General features: G+C 72.7%; 12 protein-coding genes. 7 read left to right on the top strand and 5 right to left on the bottom strand.

Going from position 1 to position 19,223, the window contains the following annotated elements; genetic code table 11:
• Window positions 1-182 precede the first annotated feature (182 nt).
• A complete protein-coding gene (locus F9278_RS04070) occupies window positions 183-3,590 on the top strand; it encodes a S8 family serine peptidase (protein ID WP_152167034.1) in 3,408 nt (1,135 codons plus the stop codon).
• 65 nt (window positions 3,591-3,655) lie between these two features.
• Here F9278_RS04070 and F9278_RS04065 read toward each other — a convergent pair whose 3' ends face one another.
• The 3 genes from F9278_RS04065 to F9278_RS04055 are packed head-to-tail and all read right to left on the bottom strand — an operon-like array spanning window position 3,656 to window position 7,121.
• Window positions 3,656-4,561 carry an amidohydrolase family protein gene (locus F9278_RS04065; RefSeq protein ID WP_152167033.1) on the bottom strand — a complete coding sequence of 302 codons (906 nt, stop codon included), beginning with the start codon at window positions 4,559-4,561 and terminating at the stop codon, window positions 3,656-3,658.
• A complete protein-coding gene (locus F9278_RS04060) occupies window positions 4,558-6,123 on the bottom strand; it encodes an aromatic amino acid ammonia-lyase (protein ID WP_152167032.1) in 1,566 nt (521 codons plus the stop codon). The genes F9278_RS04065 and F9278_RS04060 overlap by 4 nt, the downstream gene beginning before the upstream one ends.
• Window positions 6,120-7,121 (bottom strand): ornithine cyclodeaminase family protein, encoded by a 1,002-nt coding sequence (locus tag F9278_RS04055; RefSeq protein ID WP_152167031.1) that lies wholly within the window; start codon window positions 7,119-7,121, stop codon window positions 6,120-6,122. The genes F9278_RS04060 and F9278_RS04055 overlap by 4 nt, the downstream gene beginning before the upstream one ends.
• 184 nt (window positions 7,122-7,305) lie before the next feature.
• On the opposite strand from F9278_RS04055, the gene F9278_RS04050 reads away from it, so the two are divergent.
• The 5 genes from F9278_RS04050 to F9278_RS04030 all read left to right on the top strand — a co-directional run bounded on the left by F9278_RS04050 (window position 7,306) and on the right by F9278_RS04030 (window position 11,937).
• Window positions 7,306-8,610 carry an ABC transporter ATP-binding protein gene (locus F9278_RS04050; RefSeq protein ID WP_152167030.1) on the top strand — a complete coding sequence of 435 codons (1,305 nt, stop codon included), beginning with the start codon at window positions 7,306-7,308 and terminating at the stop codon, window positions 8,608-8,610.
• Window positions 8,607-9,272, top strand: coding sequence for an ABC transporter permease (locus tag F9278_RS04045; protein WP_152167029.1), 666 nt, complete (start codon window positions 8,607-8,609; stop codon window positions 9,270-9,272). The genes F9278_RS04050 and F9278_RS04045 overlap by 4 nt, the downstream gene beginning before the upstream one ends.
• Window positions 9,269-9,958 (top strand): ABC transporter permease, encoded by a 690-nt coding sequence (locus F9278_RS04040; RefSeq protein WP_152167028.1) that lies wholly within the window; start codon window positions 9,269-9,271, stop codon window positions 9,956-9,958. Before F9278_RS04045 ends, F9278_RS04040 begins: the two co-directional genes overlap by 4 nt.
• Window positions 9,959-10,044: 86 nt before the next feature.
• Window positions 10,045-10,971 (top strand): glycine betaine ABC transporter substrate-binding protein, encoded by a 927-nt coding sequence (locus F9278_RS04035; RefSeq protein WP_152173685.1) that lies wholly within the window; start codon window positions 10,045-10,047, stop codon window positions 10,969-10,971.
• A 123-nt stretch (window positions 10,972-11,094) separates the two neighbouring features.
• Window positions 11,095-11,937, top strand: coding sequence for a MurR/RpiR family transcriptional regulator (locus F9278_RS04030; RefSeq protein ID WP_152167027.1), 843 nt, complete (start codon window positions 11,095-11,097; stop codon window positions 11,935-11,937).
• A gap of 27 nt (window positions 11,938-11,964) precedes the next feature.
• Here the strand turns inward: F9278_RS04030 and F9278_RS04025 are convergent, their stop codons facing one another.
• Together F9278_RS04025 and F9278_RS04020 are read right to left on the bottom strand one after the other, a co-directional pair.
• The gene (locus F9278_RS04025; protein ID WP_152167026.1) at window positions 11,965-13,827 is read right to left on the bottom strand and encodes a serine/threonine-protein kinase; all 1,863 of its coding nucleotides are present in this window, start codon (window positions 13,825-13,827) and stop codon (window positions 11,965-11,967) included.
• A 114-nt stretch (window positions 13,828-13,941) separates the two neighbouring features.
• Window positions 13,942-17,154, bottom strand: coding sequence for a family 78 glycoside hydrolase catalytic domain (locus F9278_RS04020; RefSeq protein WP_152167025.1), 3,213 nt, complete (start codon window positions 17,152-17,154; stop codon window positions 13,942-13,944).
• Between the two features lie 248 nt (window positions 17,155-17,402).
• Here F9278_RS04020 and F9278_RS04015 point away from each other — a divergent pair, with 248 nt between their 5' ends.
• Window positions 17,403-19,097: a serine/threonine-protein kinase gene (locus F9278_RS04015; protein ID WP_152167024.1), complete on the top strand. Its 1,695-nt coding sequence runs from the start codon at window positions 17,403-17,405 to the stop codon at window positions 19,095-19,097.
• The last annotated feature ends 126 nt before the right edge of the window (window positions 19,098-19,223 follow it).

Genomic DNA, 19,223 nt, shown 5'->3' with positions numbered 1-19,223 from the left:
GATGGGCCGTAGGCCCTCAAGGGGCGCGGGGAACTGCGCGACCAGCGCCCACCGGACCCGCGGTCGCAGGCGATCTGGCGGCCACGCGGTTACCGTTGGTACGTTGCATGGGCACGACAACCTCGCCTGTGGAACGCCACCGGTCGCGAAGGCCCGCGTTCCATCCCCACCAGGAGGAATGCTTGCCGCGCCCCAGACGTGCGGCGGGTTGCCTCGTCCTGCTCACGCTCACCCTGAGCGTGCTGCCAGGACAGGCCCCGTCCGCAGCGACATCCCCGTCCACGTCCACCTCTCTCTGGGAACCCGGGGGCACGGCGCCGGCCACCGCCCCGGCCGTCCGCACCGTCACCCTGCTGACCGGCGATCAGGTCGCCGTCGCGGAGGCCGAGGCGGGCGACACCGTCTCCGTCACCCCCGGCGAGGGCCGCGAGCGGCTGGCCTTCACCCGCTACGAGGACTCCGGCCACCAGTACGTGGTCCCGGACGACGCCCTCGCCCTCGTCGCCTCCGGCGCCCTGGACCGCCGACTCTTCGACGTGACCGGCCTGGCGGACGCCGGGTACGACACCGCGCACGGCGTCCCACTGATCGTCAAGTACCGGGCGGGGGAGGGGAGTTCCGGGCGACTGCGGGCCGGTGTGCGCGCGGCGGGCGCCCGGGTGACCCGTACCCTCCCCGGGCTGCGCCTGACCGCCGTACGGGCCGCTTCCGACGCCGCGACCCCGCTGTGGGACGAGCTGACCGAGCGGGACGCGGACAGCGGTGAGCGGGAACTCGCCGCCGATGTCGCCCGGGTCTGGCTGGACGCGCGGCTGACCGTCAGCGACGACGTCAGTGTGCGCCAGATCGGCGCGCCCGCCGCGTGGGAGGCGGGCTACACCGGCACCGGGGTGAAGGTCGCCGTCCTGGACACCGGTGTCGACGACACCCACCCCGACATCGCGACACGTGTGGTGGAGAAGGAGAACTTCACCACCGCGCCCGACACCACCGACCTCGTCGGCCACGGCACCCATGTGGCGTCGATCGTCGCGGGCGACGGCGCCGCGTCCGCCGGCCGGTACACCGGGGTCGCCCCCGGCGCCTCCCTGCTCGTCGGCAAGGTCTGTGTGGACCGGGGCTGCGAGGAGTCGGCGATCCTGGCCGGCATGGAATGGGCCGCGCCGCGCGCCCGGGTGGTCAACATGAGCCTGAGCGGCGCCGACGCGCCGGGGACCGATCCGCTGGAGGAGGCCGTCGACACGCTCAGCGCCAAGTTCGGCACGCTCTTCGCGGTCGCGGCGGGCAACTCCGGCCGGGACCAGGACGTCCGCAGCCCCGCCAGCGCCGACGCGGCGCTCGCCGTTGGGGCGGTCGACGCCGATGACGCGCTCACCGACTTCTCCAGCCGGGGCCCGCGCGTGGGCGACGGCGTGATCAAGCCCGACATCACCGCGCCCGGCGAGGCGATCGTGGCCGCCCGCTCCCAGGACAGCGACCTCGAACCCGTCGCGGACAACCCGGCGTACACCCCGCTGTCCGGCACCTCCATGGCCACCCCGCACGTCGCGGGCGCCGCCGCGCTCCTCGCCCAGCGGCACCCCGACTGGACCGGCGAGCGGCTCAAGCAGGCGCTGATGGGCTCGGCGAAACCGAACCCCGCCCTGAGCGTCCACGCCCAGGGCGCGGGCCGCGTCGACATCGCCCGCGCCGTCGGCCAGGACGTCACCGTCTCCCCGCCGAGCCTGTCGCTGGGCACCCACTCCTGGCCGCACGACGACGACCGGCCCCTCACCAGAACCCTCACCTACCGCAACTCCGGCCCCACGGACCTCACCCTCGACCTCACCACGACCGCCACCGGCCCGGACGGCAGTGCCGCGCCCGACGGCCTGTTCACGGTCGCCCCGGCCCGGCTGACCGTCCCCGCCGGGGGCGCCGCCGAGGCCGTGCTCACCGCCGACACCCGCGTCGACAGCGTCACCGGCCTCTTCACCGGCGCCGTCCTGGCCCGCGCCGGGGACACCACGGTCCGCGGCGTCCTCGCCGTCACCAAGGCGCACGAGACCCACCCGCTGACCGTCAAGGTCCTGGACCGCGACGGCCGACCGGCCGCCGGAAGCTTCGTGAACGTCCTCGACATCGACCGGGGCGAGGGACGGTACGTCTACGGGGCCCAGGGCACCGGCACGGTCGAGGTCCGCCCCGGCCGCCACCACCTGGACGTCCATGTCGCCACGGCCGCCCCGGACGGAAGCTACGACCACACCGTGGTGGCCCTCCCGCTGAAGCGGATCACCGGCGCGGAGACGATCGTCCTCGACGCCCGCGAGGGCAGACCCGTCACCGTGGCCCCGCCCCGGAAGGACGCCACGAGCGCGCTCGCCGCCGTCAGCCTCCTGCGGACCACCCCGTCCGGGGCGGGCGTCTCGTCGCTGGTGACGGCCGGCTCGTTCGCCCGGCTCCAGACCGCCGACCTGAGCGCGGGGAAGGGGAGGCTGCCCGCCGACGCCGGTACCCTCACCGCCGTGGTCCGCAGCTCCTGGGCGAAGCAGGCGCCGGACGGCACCTTCACCGACACCCCGTACGACTACGAGCTGGCCTGGGTGGTGCGGGGCCGGATGCCCACCGACTTCCACGGCCGGGCCCGGCGCGGCGACCTGACGAAGGTCACCCACACCTTCCACAACGACCGCCCCGACGAACCCACCGCCGGACTGTGGACCTACGCCTTCCCGCCCGAGGGCGGCACCGCGCCCAGCCCCGACATCAAGTTCCGGGCCGCCGGGAAACGCACCGTCCACTACTCGGCACGCGGCCTCACCTGGACCCTCGTCTACAACCGGCTCAACTCGCGCGGCCAGAGCGAGTTCCAGCAGTGGGGCGCGCCCGTCGGCTTCGCGGCGGGCGGCAAGGACGGACTGCGCTGGGGCCACGGTCCGCTCGGGCCGAGCTTCGCCGACCAGAGGTCGCGGACGTACGGCAGTGTGCGGCGGCAGGGGGACACCCTGATGTTCCACACGCCGCCGTTCGCCGACCAGGACCCGGGGCACACCGGCTTCTCCCTCGGCGACTCCGGCCGCACCCGTCTGTGGCGCGAGGGCAAGCTGCTCGCCGATGTGCCGTACCCGTTCTACGACGCGCAGGGCCCGGTGCCGGCGGCGGAGTCCTCGTACCGGCTGGAGACCTCCGTGGACCGGGGCGGGCAGGGGTATCTCACCTCGACCTCCGTCCGGGCGGCCTGGACCTTCCGGTCGGGGCGCACCGACGGCGGCGGCTGGACCGCGCTGCCGGTGACCGCGATCCGGTTCACCCCCGAACTCCGCCAGGACGAGTCCGCCCGCGCCGGCCACCGGATGACCCTGCCCGTGGAGCTGCGACGGCAGCCCGGCGCACCGGAGTCGGCCGTACGGGACCTGAGCGTGGAGGTGTCGTACGACGACGGGGCCACCTGGACCGCCGTGGACGTCCGGCGGACCGGTGACCCGGCGCGCTGGCGGGCGGAGCTGAGGAACCCGCGCGGCGGCTTCGCCTCCCTGCGGGCGAAGTCCGTCGACGCCGACGGGAACACCGCCGAGTACACGGTGATCCGCGCGTACCGGCTGCGCTGAGCGGGGGGCAGGGGAGGAGGGGGCACGGGCTCGCGGAGCCCGTGCCCCCTTCCGGTCTTCCGGTGTCAGCCGTCCGTGCCGGTGAGCAGGCGTCGTGGATTGGTGATGCGGAAGGCGTACGCCGCCGCCCCGCCCAGGCCGAAGCCGGGCTGCTGCGGGGGCTCGGCGTAGGGGCGGTCGGAGCCCTGGACGACGGCGTCCACACCGAGGGCCCGGACCACGGCCTCGACGGCGGTCGGGCCGTAGGAGGACGTCTCCACGAAGACACCCGGGTCCGCTCCGGTGTCGGCGCCGCCGCCACGGGCGGCGAACCGCTCCCCGTGCAGCGGGGCGAGCCCGGCCAGCAGGGCGAAGCAGACCCGCAGCCGGGGATGGCGGGGGCGGCCGAAGGCACGGAAGGCGAACCAGGCCGAGTGCATCTGCTCCACGTACGGGACCATCGCGGGCCACCAGCCGGGCCCTCCGGCGCCGCCCGGAGCGGGCCCCGGGTGCACGAACAGCGGCAGATCGCGCTCTTCGAGGAGGTCGAGGAGCGGGGCGCAGCGGTCGTAGCCGGCCGCGTCGACGAGGGCGTCCGCCGGGAGCTGGAGGCCGACGAAGCCCCGGTCGAGGTCCTCGGCGGTCGCCTTGGCGTCCACGTCCCGGACACAGGCGGCGGCCCAGGCGCCGAACGGTTCGGGCAGCCCCGCCGCCCCCTCGTGGTAGGCGTCGAGCAGGGGGCGGGCCTCGGTCGCGGGCAGCCACTCCACCCCGATCGGGGAGGAGAGCGAGACGAGGGCCCGGCCCAGGCCGTCGGCGCCGGCCACCTCCGTACGGCGGGCGATGTCGTGGTCGGCGGGCGGCAGCCGGAAGGGCGGCTCGCCGTCGAGGTGGAGGGTCCAGCCGTCCAGGAACGGTGGTTCGCGGCGTGACCGCAGGGCCGTCACCAGCGAGGGGGTCCACAGATGCTGGTGCACGTCGCAGTTGGTCATGCCGCTCCTTCCACGAAGGCCGACGCTTCCCCGGACAGGGAGCGCAGGGTGCTCCGGACATCGTCCGACTCCAGGATGTCGCGGCGCACCCGCTCCACGTCCACCCCGCACGGCCGGTCGTCGTCCAGGCGGGGAACAACTGCCCGGATCGCGCCCCGCAGGAACTCCGGTCCGCGCCCCAGTACGGCCGGTGCCGCCAGATCCACCGCCTGCGCGGCGACCACGGCCTCCACGGCGAGCACCTGCCGCAGCCTGGTGAGCGTCGTCGTCAGCCGCCGGGCGCCCAGGGACGCGTTGGTCGAGTCGTCCTCCACGGCCGCCGCGCCATGGCGCGGGTCGGTGGAGACCGGCACGGACAGCATGCGGATCTCCGCGACGAGCGCCTGCGCCGTCTTGGTCAGCGGCGCGAAACCCGACCGCTCCGGACCGTACGGCGACAGGTTCGCCGGCAGTCCGCTGACGGCGGGGTCGAGCAGCCGGCGCATGCGCTCGGCGGAGACGGCCGCGGTCTGGGTCAGCGCCAGCGCGAGCGTGTCGAGGGCGAGCGCCAGCGCCGGGGTGTGGAAGTTGCCGGAGGAGAGGATCTCGTCCGGGTCGGCGAGGACCACCGGGTTGTCGCCGCAGCCGTTCAGCTCGGGGTCCAGCGCGGCGGCGGCGAAGTCCAGCGCCGCGTACGCGGCCCCGTGCACCTGGGCCGTGCAGCGGAGGCTGACGGGGTCCTGGACGCGCCGCGCGTTGCCCGGGTCGGTCAGCTCCCCGCCGTCCAGCAGGGCGAGCAGCGCCCGCGCCGCGCGGGACTGGCCGGGGGCGGGGCGCAGCGCCAGTACCCGCGCGTCGAGCGGACTGGTGTTGGCCCGGAAGCCCTCGTACGTGAGTGCCGTGACCGCCTGCGCCAGCGCGAGGACGGCGGCCGTCTCGTGCAGGACGAGAGCGCCGTGCCCGGCCGCCAGCGGGCTCGCGCCGCACAGCACATGCCCGTCCCTCGGCCCCAGCCCGACGGGGGCGAGCCCGGCCCGCCGCAGGGCCGTGGCACCGTCGAGCACCTCGCCGCCGTACTCGGCCTCGCCCTCCCCGATGACGACCAGCCCCACATGGGCCATCTGGCACAGATCGGACGCCCCGATCGACCCGACCTCCGGGATCACCGGATGCACCCGCGCGTTCAGCATGTCCACCAGCAGCCGCGGCACCTCGGCCCGCACCCCGCTGCCGCCGCCCGCGATGCCGTTGACCCGGGCGAGGAGCGCGGCCCGTACGACGGGCACCGGCAGCGGATCGCCGACCGCGTGGGCCCGCCCCCGGACCGTGCGGACACTGAACGCCTCCAGCTCCTCGCGCGGCAGCGCGTACGAGGAGCGGGCGCCGAGGCCCGTCGTCAGGCCGTACGTCGGCACCCCGTGGTCGACGACGTCCTCGACCACGGCCCGGTCGCGGGTCAGCCGGGGGAGCACCTCGTCCGCGAGGACGACCGGGGCTCCGTGACGGGCGACGGCCACGACCTCGTCGTACGACAGTGTCCGCCCGTCGACGACGGCCTCCGCACCCTCGGCGGTCCCCGTCACGAGAACCGCAGCCTCTGGCCGAGGCCGCGCTCCTCGGCCTTGCGGAGCATGGCGGCGCCCAGCGCGATGTCCGACAGGGACAGGCCCCGGTGCCAGAACAGGTTCGTCTCGTCGGGGCTCTCCCGGCCGGGCTTGAGACCGGCGACGATCTCGCCCAACTCCCCGTGCAGAGTGGTCTCGTCGAGCCTGCCGGAGTCGACGTGCGCGCGCAGGGCGCCGAACGGTCCGGCGTGGGCCTGCCCCCAGTCGTCGACGACGATCTTGTCCATGATGTCGGTGAGGCTCAGCTCGACCGCGCTGTTCGTCCCGTAGGGCACGACCAGGGCGCCGGGAGCGATCCACTCGGTCCGCAGCAGCGGCTCCGGCCGCTCCAGCCGGGACGCCTCCACCACGATGTCCGCGTCCTCGACACAGCTCCGCCAGTCGTCGGTCACGATCACCGGCTTGCCCAGCTCCCGTTCCAGCCGCTCGGCGAAGGCGGCACGGCTCTCGGGGCGGCGCGAGTGGACCCGGATCTCGGTGAGGTCGAAGAGCCGGTCGAGCAGCCGGACGTTCCAGTACGAGGTGGCGCGGGCGCCGATGTGGCCGAGCACCTTGGCGTCCGGGCGTGCCAGATGGCGTGCCCCGAGGGCGGTCAGCGCGCCGGTGCGCATCTCGGTCAGGGCGGTGGCGTCCACCACGGCCACCGGCATTCCGGTGCGCGGGTCGAACAGGTTGAGCAGCGCCATCTCGGAGGGCAGGCCCTGTTCGTAGTTGCCGACGTAGTCGCCCACGATCTTGACGCCGGCCAGGGCGAGCGGGGCGACGTAGCCGCGCAGGACGTTGAAGTGGCCGTTGAAGGCGGGGTCGGGCACGAGATGGACGCGTGGCTCGACGACCGTCTTCCCGAGGCCCTGGGCGCGCAGCCCGTCCTCGACGGCGTCGAGTATCTCGGTGTCGGTCAGTTCGAGCCGGGCGATGTCCGAGCCGTTCAGAAAGCTGAACCAGACCGGTTGCATGGGGTGTCTCCCTATGTCTGAGCCGCCCCATTATGAAAGGGGAAATAGAGAACAAAGCGATCATCAATGGGCATCTCCGGCCCGGCGTAGTGTGAACGTAACGTGCCGTTCACGGAATTCCATTGACTGTCATTCACTCACCGACGACTCTGAATGGCCATATGCAGTCGGGTAAGGGGCAGTCTTGATCAGATTCGACGCGGTGAGAAAAAGTTATCCCAACGGCACAACAGCGGTGGACAACCTGTCGCTGGAGCTGGCCGAGGGTGGCATCACGGTGCTGGTCGGTCCTTCCGGCTGCGGCAAGACCACCACCCTGCGCATGATCAACCGCATGGTGGAGCCGACCTCCGGCACGGTGAGCCTGCGCGGCCGGGACATCCGGGAGGTCAACGCGCCCGAGCTGCGCCGGGGCATCGGCTATGTGATCCAGCACGCGGGACTGTTCCCGCACCGCACCATCCTGGACAACATAGCCACCGTTCCCCTGCTGTTGGGGTGGGGCAAGAAGAAGGCGCGGTCCCGGGCGGCGGAGCTGCTCGAGCTGGTCGGTCTGCCCGCCGACATGGCCAAGCGCTATCCGAACCAGCTCTCCGGCGGCCAGCAGCAGCGCGTCGGGGTGGCCAGGGCGCTGGGCGCCGACCCGCCCGTGCTGCTGATGGACGAACCGTTCAGCGCGGTCGACCCGATCGTACGGGCGGAACTGCAGGCCGAGTTCATCCGGCTGCAGAAGGAATTGCACAAGACGATCGTGTTCGTCACCCATGACATCGACGAGGCGATCAAACTCGGCGACAACATCGCCGTTTTCCGGACCGGCGGCAAACTCGCCCAGTTCGACACGCCCGAGCGGCTGCTCGCCGATCCGGCCGACGACTTCGTGGCCGACTTCGTGGGCCAGGACCGGGGCATCCGCCGGCTCTCCTTCGTCGACGCGGCCGAACTGCCGCTGCGCGACGGCCCGGTGCTACCGGCCAGCTCGTCCGTCGCCGAGGCGCGGGCGGCGGACGCGCCCTGGGTACTGGTCGTCGACGAGGACCGCCGGCCGCTCGGCTGGGTGGCCGCCGCCGGACTGCCGGACACCGGCACCCTCGCGGACGCGCCCCTGACCCCGCTCGGCCACACCTTCAGCCTGGTCGGCGACTCCGCACGGGCCGCCCTCGACTCGGCCCTCCTGTCACCCGCCCGCCTCGCGATCGCCGTCGACGCGCGGGGCGCGGTCGCGGGCGTCGCGGACGCGCACGAAGTCTCCACCACGGCGGCCACCGCGAAACGGACGGCGGAGACGACCGCCGCCGAAGCGACCGCCGCCGAGCCGGCCGAGTCCGAGACGACTGCCGCCGAGTCGGCCGAGTCCGAGCCGGCCGCCGCCGAGCCGACCGAGTCCGAGGCGACCGCCGCCGAGCCGGCCGAGTCCGAGGCGACCGAGCCCGCCCCGGCCGTGGAGAAGTCGGCGCCCGCCGACTCCCGGGGCGGCGGTGAACGATGAGTGACGACGAACCGCTGATCCGGTGGCAGTGGATAGCCGACCACACGGCCGAACTCGCCGAGTACACCGGCATCCACCTCAGACTCGGCCTGCTGCCGGTGCTGTTCGGACTGATCATCTCCGTACCGCTCGGCATCGCGTGCCACCGCTGGCGCTGGCTCTACCCGCCGGTGCTGACCGTGTCGAACATCCTGTACTCGATCCCGTCGCTCGCCCTGTTCATGATCTTCGTCCGCTACACCGGACTGACCGAACAGACCGTGATGATCCCGCTGACGCTCTACACCCTGTCGGTGCTGGTGCCCAACGTGGTCGACGGCCTCGCCTCGGTCCCCGAACCGGTACGGCTCGCGGCCACCGCGATGGGATTCGGCGCCGTACGCCGGGTCGCGCAGGTCGAGTTGCCGATCGCCGTCCCCGTCGTCATCGCCGGCGTACGCGTCGCCGCCGTGTCGTCCATCAGTCTCGTCGCCGTGGGACAGCTGATCGGGCAGGGCGGCCTCGGCTACTACATCACCCGCGGCCTCCAACTCGACTTCCCCACCCCGATCGTCACCGCGATCCTCCTGATCATGCTGCTCGCGCTCACCACCGACGCGCTGCTGGTCCTGGCGCAGCGGCTGCTCACCCCGTGGTCCCGGAACAAGGTGAGGTCGGCATGAACGACTTCCTCAACCAGATGGAGCTCGTGGGGGACTGGCTGACGTCCTCGGCGCAGTGGCACGGCGACGAGGGCATCCCGAGCCGGCTGGTGGAGCATCTCACCTACAGCGGACTGTCGTTGCTGTTCGCGGCCCTCATCGGGCTGGCGTTCGGGCTGCTCGTCGGACACACCGGCCGGGGCGCCTTCGCGGTGGCCAGCGTGGCGAACCTCGCCCGCGCCATCCCCACCTTCGGCCTGGTCGTCCTCGTGGTCACCCTCGCCGGGCTCAGCACCACGCCCGTCCTGGTCGCCCTGGTCGCGCTCGCGGTACCGCCGATCCTCATCAACACCTTCGAGGGCGTACGGGGCGTGGACCCCGCCACCCGGGACGCCGCGCGCGGGGTCGGCATGACCGAGTGGGAGGTCCTGATCCGGGTCGAGGTGCCGATGGCGCTGCCGCTGATCCTCCTCGGACTGCGGGTCGCCGCGATCCAGGTGGTGGCCACCGCGACCGTCGCCGCCTACCCCGGCCTCGGCGGCCTCGGCCGCTACATCGTCGACGGACTCTCCCGCAACGACTACGGGCTGGTCATCGGCGGCTCCGCGGTCGTCGTCGCCCTCGCGCTCGTCGTGCAGGTCGTGTTCACCGCGCTCCGGCGCGTCGTCGTCTCACCGGGTCTCAGGGTCTCGACGGCGAAGTCCTGAATTCCCGGACAGCAAGTTCCCGAGTACGGACGTACTGAGTTCTTTCGAGCCCCCGGGCTCGCCAGAGAGGAAAACCCATGCGAGGCATGTACAGAGGCGCCGCGTTCGGCCTGATCACCGCACTCACCCTGACCGCCTGCGGCGGTGGCGGCGACAGTGACGACAACCCGCTGACCGGCAGCGGCGGCGACAGCGACAGCGGCAAGACCATCGTCGTCGGTTCCGCGAACTTCCCCGAGAACCAGCTGCTCGCCGAGATCTACTCGCAGGCCCTGGAGAGCAAGGGCCTGAAGGTGACCCGGAAATTCAACATCGGGGCCCGCGAGGTCTACTACGACCAGGTCGTCAAGGGCGGCATCGGTGTCTTCCCCGAGTACAACGGCGCCCTGCTGTCGGTGGCGGTCGACAAGAACAGCACCGCGACGAGCACCGCGGACGTCAACGCCGAACTGAAGGAGAAACTCCCCTCGTCGGTGGAGATCCTCGACTCCGCCGCCGCCGAGGACAAGGACTCGGTGACCGTCACCGCCGAGACCGCCGCCAAGTACGACCTCAAGACCCTCGCCGACCTCAAGCCGGTCGCGGGCGATCTGATCATCGGCGCCGGGTCCGAGTTCAAGACCCGCACCCAGGGCGGCGTCGGCCTGGAGAAGGTCTACGGCGTCAAGTTCGGGAAGTTCCAGCCGCTCGACGCGGGCGCCCAGACCACCCTGGTGAAGCTGCTGAAGGACAACAAGGTGCAGGCCGCCAACCTGTACACCACCGACCCCGCCATCGTCGCGGACAAGCTGGTGGTCCTGGAGGACCCGAAGAACCTCTTCTCCTCGCAGAACGTCACCCCCCTCGTCTACAAGGAGGCGGTGAACGACAAGGCGAAGGAGGCGCTCAACGCCGTCTCCGCCAAGCTCACCACCGAGGACCTGCTGGACATGATGAAGAAGCTGGTCAACGACAAGGAGGACGCCGACACCGTCGCCAAGGACTGGCTGTCGTCCACCGGCCTCGTCAGCTGACCCCGGGGTCGGCAGGCCACGCCATCACCGTCCGCCCCCGCTCCCGCCCGGCACCGCGCACCGACCACGCGCACCGCCGGGCGGGGGGAGGGGACCGAGCACGACCACCGGCTGGGGGACCAGATGACGGACGCCGTCGGCGCCGCCGCACGGTTGCAGCAGCTCTTCGAGGGGCGCCGGCTCACCCCGACACAGCGCCGTATCGCGCACTGCCTGGTACGGCAGGCGGCGGACGTGCCCTATCTGTCGAGTGTGGAACTGGCCCGACTGGCCGGGGTCAGTCAGCCGTCGGTGACCCGCTTCGCGGTCGCCCTCGGCTTCGACGGCTATCCGGCCCTGCGCGACCGGCTGCGGGCGGTCGCACCCACCGGGCACGGCATCGTCGAGCGGTCGGCCAATCCGTACCAGCGTGCCGTGCAGGCCGAGATCGACAATCTGACGCATCTGGCGTCCCTGCTCACCGACCCCGAACCGGTCGAACGCGCGGGCCGGTTGCTCGCCGCCTCCCGGCCGCTGCCGGTGCTCGGGCTGCGCGCCTCCGCCGCCCCGGCACGCGGCTTCGCCTACTTCGCGGCGAAGGTCCACACCGACGTACGGCTCCTCGACGAGGGCGGCTCCCTGCTCGCCGACCGCATCGACACGGCCCGGCGGGCCGGGGCGAGCGCGCTGCTCTGCTTCGCGCTGCCCCGCCACCCGAGGGAACTCCTCGACGCCCTCGCCCACGCCCGCGCCGCCGGGCTCACGGTGGTGACCGTCGCGGACGGCACCTTCGCCCCGGTCGCCGCCCACAGCGATCTGCTGCTCCCGGCCGCCGTGGGCACCGGTCTGGTCTTCGACACCGTCAGCGCCCCGATGCTGCTGGGCCAGGTCCTGCTGGAGGCGATGTGCGACGCCCTCCCGGAGGCCCAGGCCCCTCTGGAGGAGTTCGACGCGCGGGCCGCCGCGCGCGGACTGTTCGTCGACTGACGGACCCGGGCCCGCGAACCGCCCGCCTCACTCGGCGGAACGCAGCGCCTTCCAGACCCGTGGACGTACGACACCGTCGGTGACCTGCAGTCCCTTGTCCCGCTGGAAACTCCGCACGGCGGCCTGCGTGCCGGAGTCGAACTCGCCGTCCACGCCGCCGCCCCCGAGGCCGTAGCCCCGCTTGGACAGCATGCACTGCGCCTGGAGGACGCGTTTGCCGGTGTCGCCCAGGCGGGTGCGTCCGTTGCCGTAGTAGTAGGTGCAGTCCGTGAGCCAGGCCGGGGTGGCGGGCTCGGTGGACGCGTCGGACGGGGTCGGTGTGGGCTCGGAGGGCGCGCTCGTCCCGGTGGCGGGCGCGGACGAATCGGTGTGCGGGTCGTCGTCGGAGGACCCGGTACCGGAACCCGTGCCGGAGTCGGAGCCGCTGTCGGGGTCGGACGCGTCGGGATGTGCGCCGTCGTCGGCGGCCGAGGGCCGGTCGTCCTCGCCGGACACCTCCGCGACCCCCGACCCGCCGTCCGGATCGGCGTCCGCGCCGTTCGCACGCGCGGACGCCGACACCGAGGGGGCGTCGTCCGGCAGCGCGTCGGAGGACGCCGCCGCACCCCGCGGCGGCGAGGCCGTGGTGGTGACGGGGTTCAGGAGCATGAGGGCGCCGACGCCGGCGGCGGCGAGGCAGAGGGCCAGACCGGCGGCCCCGATCAGCACCCGTCGGTGCCGGTTCCGGCCCCGGGGCGCGGCCGGCGGCGACGGCTGGGCCGGCCCGTCGGCGGGCGGCCCCGGTGGCGCGTCGGTGGCGGCCGGGGCCGCCGCCCTCACCAGCGGTCCGGGGCCGGGCTGTTCGAGAGGGAGACGGCACAGCGTCTCGTACGCCCGCTGCCGCTCACGCACCCGGCCGGCCAGCGGTTCGGGCCAGCCGAAGGTGTCGGTCGCGTCGGTCGCCCCCGTCGCGGTGGACGCGGCGGTCGGCGAGGCGGGTGTGGCGGGTGCGAGGGGTGTGGCGGGTGCGCCGCCCTCGATCAGCTGCTCCGGTGTCGGTCGACGACCGGGCTCCTTGGCCAGGCACGCGGCCAGCAGCGAGGCGAGCGGGGCGTCGGCCGTCGCGATCTCGGCGAGCACCTGCGCGTTGGGTTCCTCGAACGCCACCCGGTGCATGACGTCCACCCCGGTGCCGTCGCCGAACGGGGCGCTCCCGGTCGCCGCGAAGACCAGGGCGCAGGCCAGGGAGAACACGTCCGACGCGGTGTCGCAGGTGCCCGTCCGCAGATACTCCGGGGACATGTAGGCCGGGGTGCCGACCCGATTGCCCGTGCCGGTGATCGCGCTCGCGTCGGCGGCCTTGGCGATCCCGAAGTCGATGACATGCGCGCCCCGGGCGGACAGCAGCACATTGGACGGCTTCAGATCCCGGTGCACGATCCCGGCGGCGGACAGGTCGGCGATGGCCCGGCCCAGCTCCGCCACCAGCCGCCGCACGGCGGCGACCGGCAGCGGTCCGTCCTCGTCCACGGCCGCCGCCAGGTCGAGCCCCGGCAGATACTCGGTGGCCATCCACAGCAGTTCGTCCCGGAAGCCCGTACCGGCCAGGCGCGGCATACGCGCGGTGCGCACCTTGGCGTGGACCGCCGCCTCCTGCTCGAACCGGCGGCGGAACCGGACGTCCTCCGCGTACTCGGGCCTGATCACCTTCACGGCGACGAGGTCGGGCCCGCCGTCCGCGGGGCGCGCCAGATAGACGCGCCCCATCCCGCCGCTGCCGAGCAGCCCCAGTGGCACATAGGGACCGATACGGTCCGGGTCGCCGGGGCGCGGGGGCAGGGCCCCCGCCTGCCGCAGCGCCGGAGCCCGGTCCGCCGATGACGATGGCGGCACCGGCCGCTGGTCTGACACAACACCCCCGAAGTGACTTTTGGCGTACGTCAGTTCGCCCCCAAGAAAGCTGAGGCTAGCTCAGCGTGGGCCCCGCGTTACGGGTTATCGGTCACTTCCGTGTCAGGGAAGGGTTCAAGTGGTCTTGCGTCGCACCTCCGTGGTACCGGAACCGATCTGGCCGATCCGCAGCACCGTGCCCGTGAGGTCGGTGAACGACTCGACCTTCGCGCTTCCCTCCCCGCGCGGCGTGGCCGCCGTCACCCGGTACGCCTTCGGGGAGGCGTTCCCGATCTCCACCTCCAGCACGGCACGGGAGTTGGGCGGCAGGGTCACCAGGGTGGTGTGCGTGTCCGCCGAGCGGCGCACGGTGACCGAGACCGGCCCCCGCAGCGAGGGCACCGTCCCGTCGACCTCGGTCAGTGACCCGGTCCTGGGCCGGATCCGGAACCCGGCCGCGCCGGGCTCGCTGACCTGGACACCGAGGACGTGCCGGGCCACCACGTTGGCCGGCGCGGACGCCCAGGCGTGCGAGAGCGTCATGTTGGACTTCAGCGCGGGGTCCCACGCCTCCGTGACGATCGTCGCCTTGAGCGCGTCCAGCATGTGCAGCCACGAGTTGGTGGCCGTGGAGGTGAGCAGGGCGAGGGCGGCGTCGGAGCGGCCGAGCCGGAACAGCGCGTCGAGCAGGAACTGCGACCCGTAGACGCTCACCTTCATACCGCCCGCGGCCAGGGTGTCGCCCAGCTTGGAGAGCACCTCGTCGTCGAGCGCGTCGGCGACACCGAGCGCCACCGGGAAGGCGGTGGCGTGCTGGGCGCTGTGCGTGGTGCCGACGCCGTCGAGGAAACGCCCGCCCGCGCTGTCGAGCAGAGTGGCGCGCATGGACGCGGCGAGGGTGTCGGCCCGGCCGCGCAGAACGGTCGCGTCGGCGTCCTTGCCGAGGGCCGCCGCGCACTCGGCGAGGGCCTGGAACGCCGCGTACTGGAAGGCGTTGACGACCGTGTTGACGTTGGTGAAGACATATCCGTCCCGGCTGGCGGCGGGCCAGTCGACCAGATCGCCCAGGTCCTGGCTGGTGTTGCCGGGCGCCTTGCGGACCAGCCCGGCGGAGTCCAGGTACGAGGTGAGGTTCTTCGCCGTCAACAGGTCGTAGTCCTTGGCGAGTTGCCGGTCGTCGCCGGTGGCGAGGTAGTCCTCCCACGCGGAGATCGCGCACATCAGCCGGTACTCGGTGGGCCAGGTGCCCTTGCGGACCAGATAGTCGTTCGAGAAGCGGGCGAGGGCGTAGGAGCGCTGGACGCCGTACTCGGAGAGCTGGTTGATCAGCGCGTCGCCCTCGTACGGGCCGCGTTCACGGGTGGGGGTGTCCGTGTAGAGGTCGCCGCGCGTGGCCTCGATGGAGTAGCGGCACAGCTCCCAGACCCGGTCCAGGTCGGCGTCCGAGCTGCGGAACGAGGCCTGCGAGTCGTCCCAGTCGAGCTTCCAGGCGCGGCCGGTGACGACCGCCTCCGACAGATCGAGCGTGGTGCGCAGTTCGGCCCAGCGGAAGCCCCGGTAGCCCCAGTGCTCGAAGCGCTGCTCGCCGTCGCGCAGGGTCCACACCTCGCGGTAGGTGTTGGTGGCGCGCAGCTGGTACCGGACCGTGCCGTCCGTGTTCAGCTCCTCGCCGAGCCGCACCTCGACGGTGTCGCCCGCGCTGCCCGTGATCTCCAGGGCGAGCCCGCCGACGATCTCCCGGCCGAGGTCGACCAGCCAGCGCCCGTCGGCGACCTTGGTGACGGAGGCCGGGGTGACGTCGTGCGGCCGTATCGCCTCGATCGGCGCGGGCACGAGCCCGTCGATCGCCGTACGGACCACCGGCGTCAGCCACTCGCCGTCGTCGAAGCCGGGCTTCGTCCAGCCCACCGGCTCGCGGCGCAGGTCCCAGTACTCCTGCGGGACGGTGAAGTAACTGCTGCCCGCACTGCCCTTCGACGGCAGCAACCCGGCCTGGCGGCGCGCCGTCCAGTGGTCCCCGGAGGCGACCGTCGACCGGCTGCCGTCGGTGTACGTGATCTCCAGCTGGGCCAGGAACTTCTGCTGCGAGGTCGTCCAGCACAGCGCGGCCAGCGCGTTGGGCTTGCCGTCGGCGTGGAGCGTGGAGGTCACGTCGAAGGCCTGGTAGGCCGTTCCGGTGCCGGAGCGGACGGAGGCGTAGCCGACGGTGCGGCCGTTGCTCCACACCTTCGCGACGTACTGCCGGGCCGGATCGGGCGAGGTGGCCGCGACGTAGAGGACCGCCGCGGCTATCTCCTTGCCGGACTTGGTGTCGTACTCGTGGCGCAGCAGTGCCCAGGTGTCGTCGGCGCCATAGGAGGAGAGCGAGGAGGCGCCGGTCGGGAAGGTGAGGACGCCGCCGGAGACCGTGCCGGTGGCGAAGGTGCCCTTGTCGGAGGCGAAGTCGTCGTCGAGGAGGACCGTGCCGTCGGCGGCCGTGAAGGTGACCCGGTCGTAGGTCTGCGACTCGGTGCTGCCGTTGCGCAGGCCGATGTTGCCGGAGGCGTAGCGGCTGTCGGTGGTGGTGTCGACGACGGTGCCGTTGACGGTGGTGGTGAAGGTGGAGCCGGTCATGGTGAAACTCAGGTCCACCCATTCCCCGGTGTTGACCGCGAACGGCAGCCGCACCTCGGCGAGGACGGTGTACGTGCCGTTCACACAGATGTGCTTGCGCAGCACACCGGTGGTGCCCGCGCGCAGCTGCCACATGTAGTTGTTGGCGGTGTTCGTGGCCCGGAACCACACCCCGGCCGCCACGGCGGTGATCTTCACACGGACGGTGAGGGTGCCGTCGGTCATCACGGGCCCGGCGGGTACCCAGATCGGCTTCGCCTCCCACTCGTCCTCCACCGACGTGGCCAGGAGGACGGGTTTCGACCATTCCGAACGCTTGTTGCACCAGTTCCGGACCCGCCACCAGTAGGCCGTACGGGGCCGCAGCGCCGGTCCGCCGTACGGTACGGCCGTGGAGTCGGCGGAGTCCCGCTTGCCGGAGTCCCACAGCAGCAGCTCGTCGTCCTCGAAACCGTCCGGGGTGGTCGCCACCTGGAGCTGGTAGGCGCGCTGCACCGTGCCCTCGCGGAAGTCCGGCACCTGCCAGCTGAAACGGGGGTTCCGCCCGGCCTCGGTGGCGAGCGTCCGCGGAAGCAGATCCGTGAGCATCCCGGTCGGCACGAGCGCCCCCTCCGCGGTCGCGGCCGTAGCGGTCGAGCCGGAGGCGGCGAAGGCCCGGGGCCCGGACAGGACGACGGAGGCCGTCGCGATACCGCTGAACTGGAGGAGTCTTCGCCGTGAGAAGTCCTGTGCCATGGCGCACCTTCGGATCGAGGGGAGGGATGCGGTGGAGGAGCTGTGGTGAGAGCTGTGGTGAAAGGTTTCAATTCGATTGCCCGGAGGTTAGGGTTCCGCGTCGAATCCGGTCAATAGGTCGGATGCGATGGAGTCCAGCGGAAATGAAACGATTTAACCGGCGGTATGGTCATCGGGCTCGGCTAGAGTCTCGCCTCACCTCGGTCGGACGTCCTGACCAGGGCTGTGCGCTGGGGGTACGGCAGACGATGGGGCCCGAAAGAACGGAACTGCCCGGTTACGAGATCCAGGAAGTCCTGGGCCAGGGCGGCTTCGCCACCGTCTACCGGGCCCGGCAGCTGGCCGTGGGCCGTGAGGTCGCGCTGAAGGTGGACAGCAGGGTGCTCTCCACTCCCCGCGACCGCCAGCGCTTCCTGCGCGAGGTCACCGCCGCCGGACAGCTCTCCGGACACCCCCATGTGGTCCCGGTGTACGACGCCGGGGTGCTCGCCGACAACCGCCCCTACATGGTGCTGGAGCTGTGCCCCGGCGGCTCGCTCGGCGAACGGCTGCACCGGCAGGGCGCGCTCCCCGCCAAGGAGGCCCGCGACATCGGGGTGGGCCTCGCCGACGCGGTGGCCGCCGCCCACGCCGCCGGGGTGCTGCACCGCGACATCAAGCCCGGCAACGTCATGGTCAACCGGTACGGCGGTGTCGCCCTCACCGACTTCGGCCTCGCCGCCATGCCCCAGCCGGGACGCGAACTGTCCGTGACCCGCGAGGCGTTGACCCCCGCGTACGCGCCGCCCGAGGCCTTCCACATGGCCGACCCGACCCCGGCCGGTGATGTCTACTCCCTCGCCGCGACCGTCTACGCCCTGCTGTGCGGGCGCCCGCCGCACTACCCGGAGGACGGCACCCAGCTCAGCCTCGCCGAGCTGATCGTCCGCCACACCTGGCCCTACGCCGACCTCCCCGGAGTGCCGCCCGCCCTCAACTCGGCGCTCCGGTACGCCCTCGCGCCCGACCCCGCCCACCGCCTGTCCGACGCGGGCGCGTTCCGCGACGCCCTCGCCGCGGTCGACCTCGACACCGTGGATCTGGGAGGCGGCGGGGGTGGTGGCTTCGGGCCGCCGCCGAGCATGACGACGGCCCCGGGCTACCGGGGCGGACCGCCGACGACGATGCCGCCGTACGCGGTGACACCGCCGACGACGATGCCGCCCTACGGGGAAGCGCCGCCCACCACCATGCCGCCGCCGTACCGGGACGCGCCGACGGCGGGCGGCGGGGGCGGTACCACCGTCGTCCCCGGGCCCGACCGGGACGGGGAGGGCGACGGCGGGCGGAAGCGGGTGCGGCGCCGGCCGGCCGTCCTCGCCGTCCTCGCGGCCGTGGCCGTCTCCGTGAGCGTGTCGGTCACCGTGGTGACGTACCAGAACGGCGAGGACGACGCCGGCGGTGCGGGCGGCTCCTCCGCCACCGCCTCGCCGTCCTCCGGCGCCACCGCCGAGGCCGAGGGCGCCTCGGGGTTCGGGGTGGCGACCACGACGGAGGACTGCGCCGCGACGAGTGTCGCCGGTGTGGGCGGCCGATGCGTCGAGACCCCCGAGTGCTGGAGCGGGATCGTCGACATCTCCGGCATCGTCACGGTCAGCCGCGCCGACTGCCAGGCCAAGCATGTGTGGGAGACCTTCGCCGTCGCCCCGCTGCCGAAGGACGGACAGACCAACAACGCCCGCGACCTGGTCAAGCACCCCGATGTGAAGGCGCTCTGCTCCCAGAAGGTCATGTCCGCGTCGATGACATCCGAGGGGCGACGGGTCGCCGAGGAGTGGAGCGTCGACATCATTCCGCCGAGCGCGGCACAGTGGGACGACGGGCTCCGGGTCTTCCGCTGTGTCGCGGCGGCACGGACCGACGACGGCGAGAAGACGGGCAGCCAGTTCGCGGTGGGAGGGTGACGGGTGGTCGGTGGACGTCGACGGCTCATGTGGCACTGAGGGTCACACGAGCCGGGATTTCGTACGGGCACGACGGTCGGTGGGCGCGCCGGCCGGGTGGAATGTCCGGCGATCGCATGGTCCGGC

It is taken from the genome of Streptomyces phaeolivaceus, assembly GCF_009184865.1.
GTDB lineage: Bacteria > Actinomycetota > Actinomycetes > Streptomycetales > Streptomycetaceae > Streptomyces > Streptomyces phaeolivaceus.
This window is presented reverse-complemented; position numbering and strand designations above follow the sequence as displayed.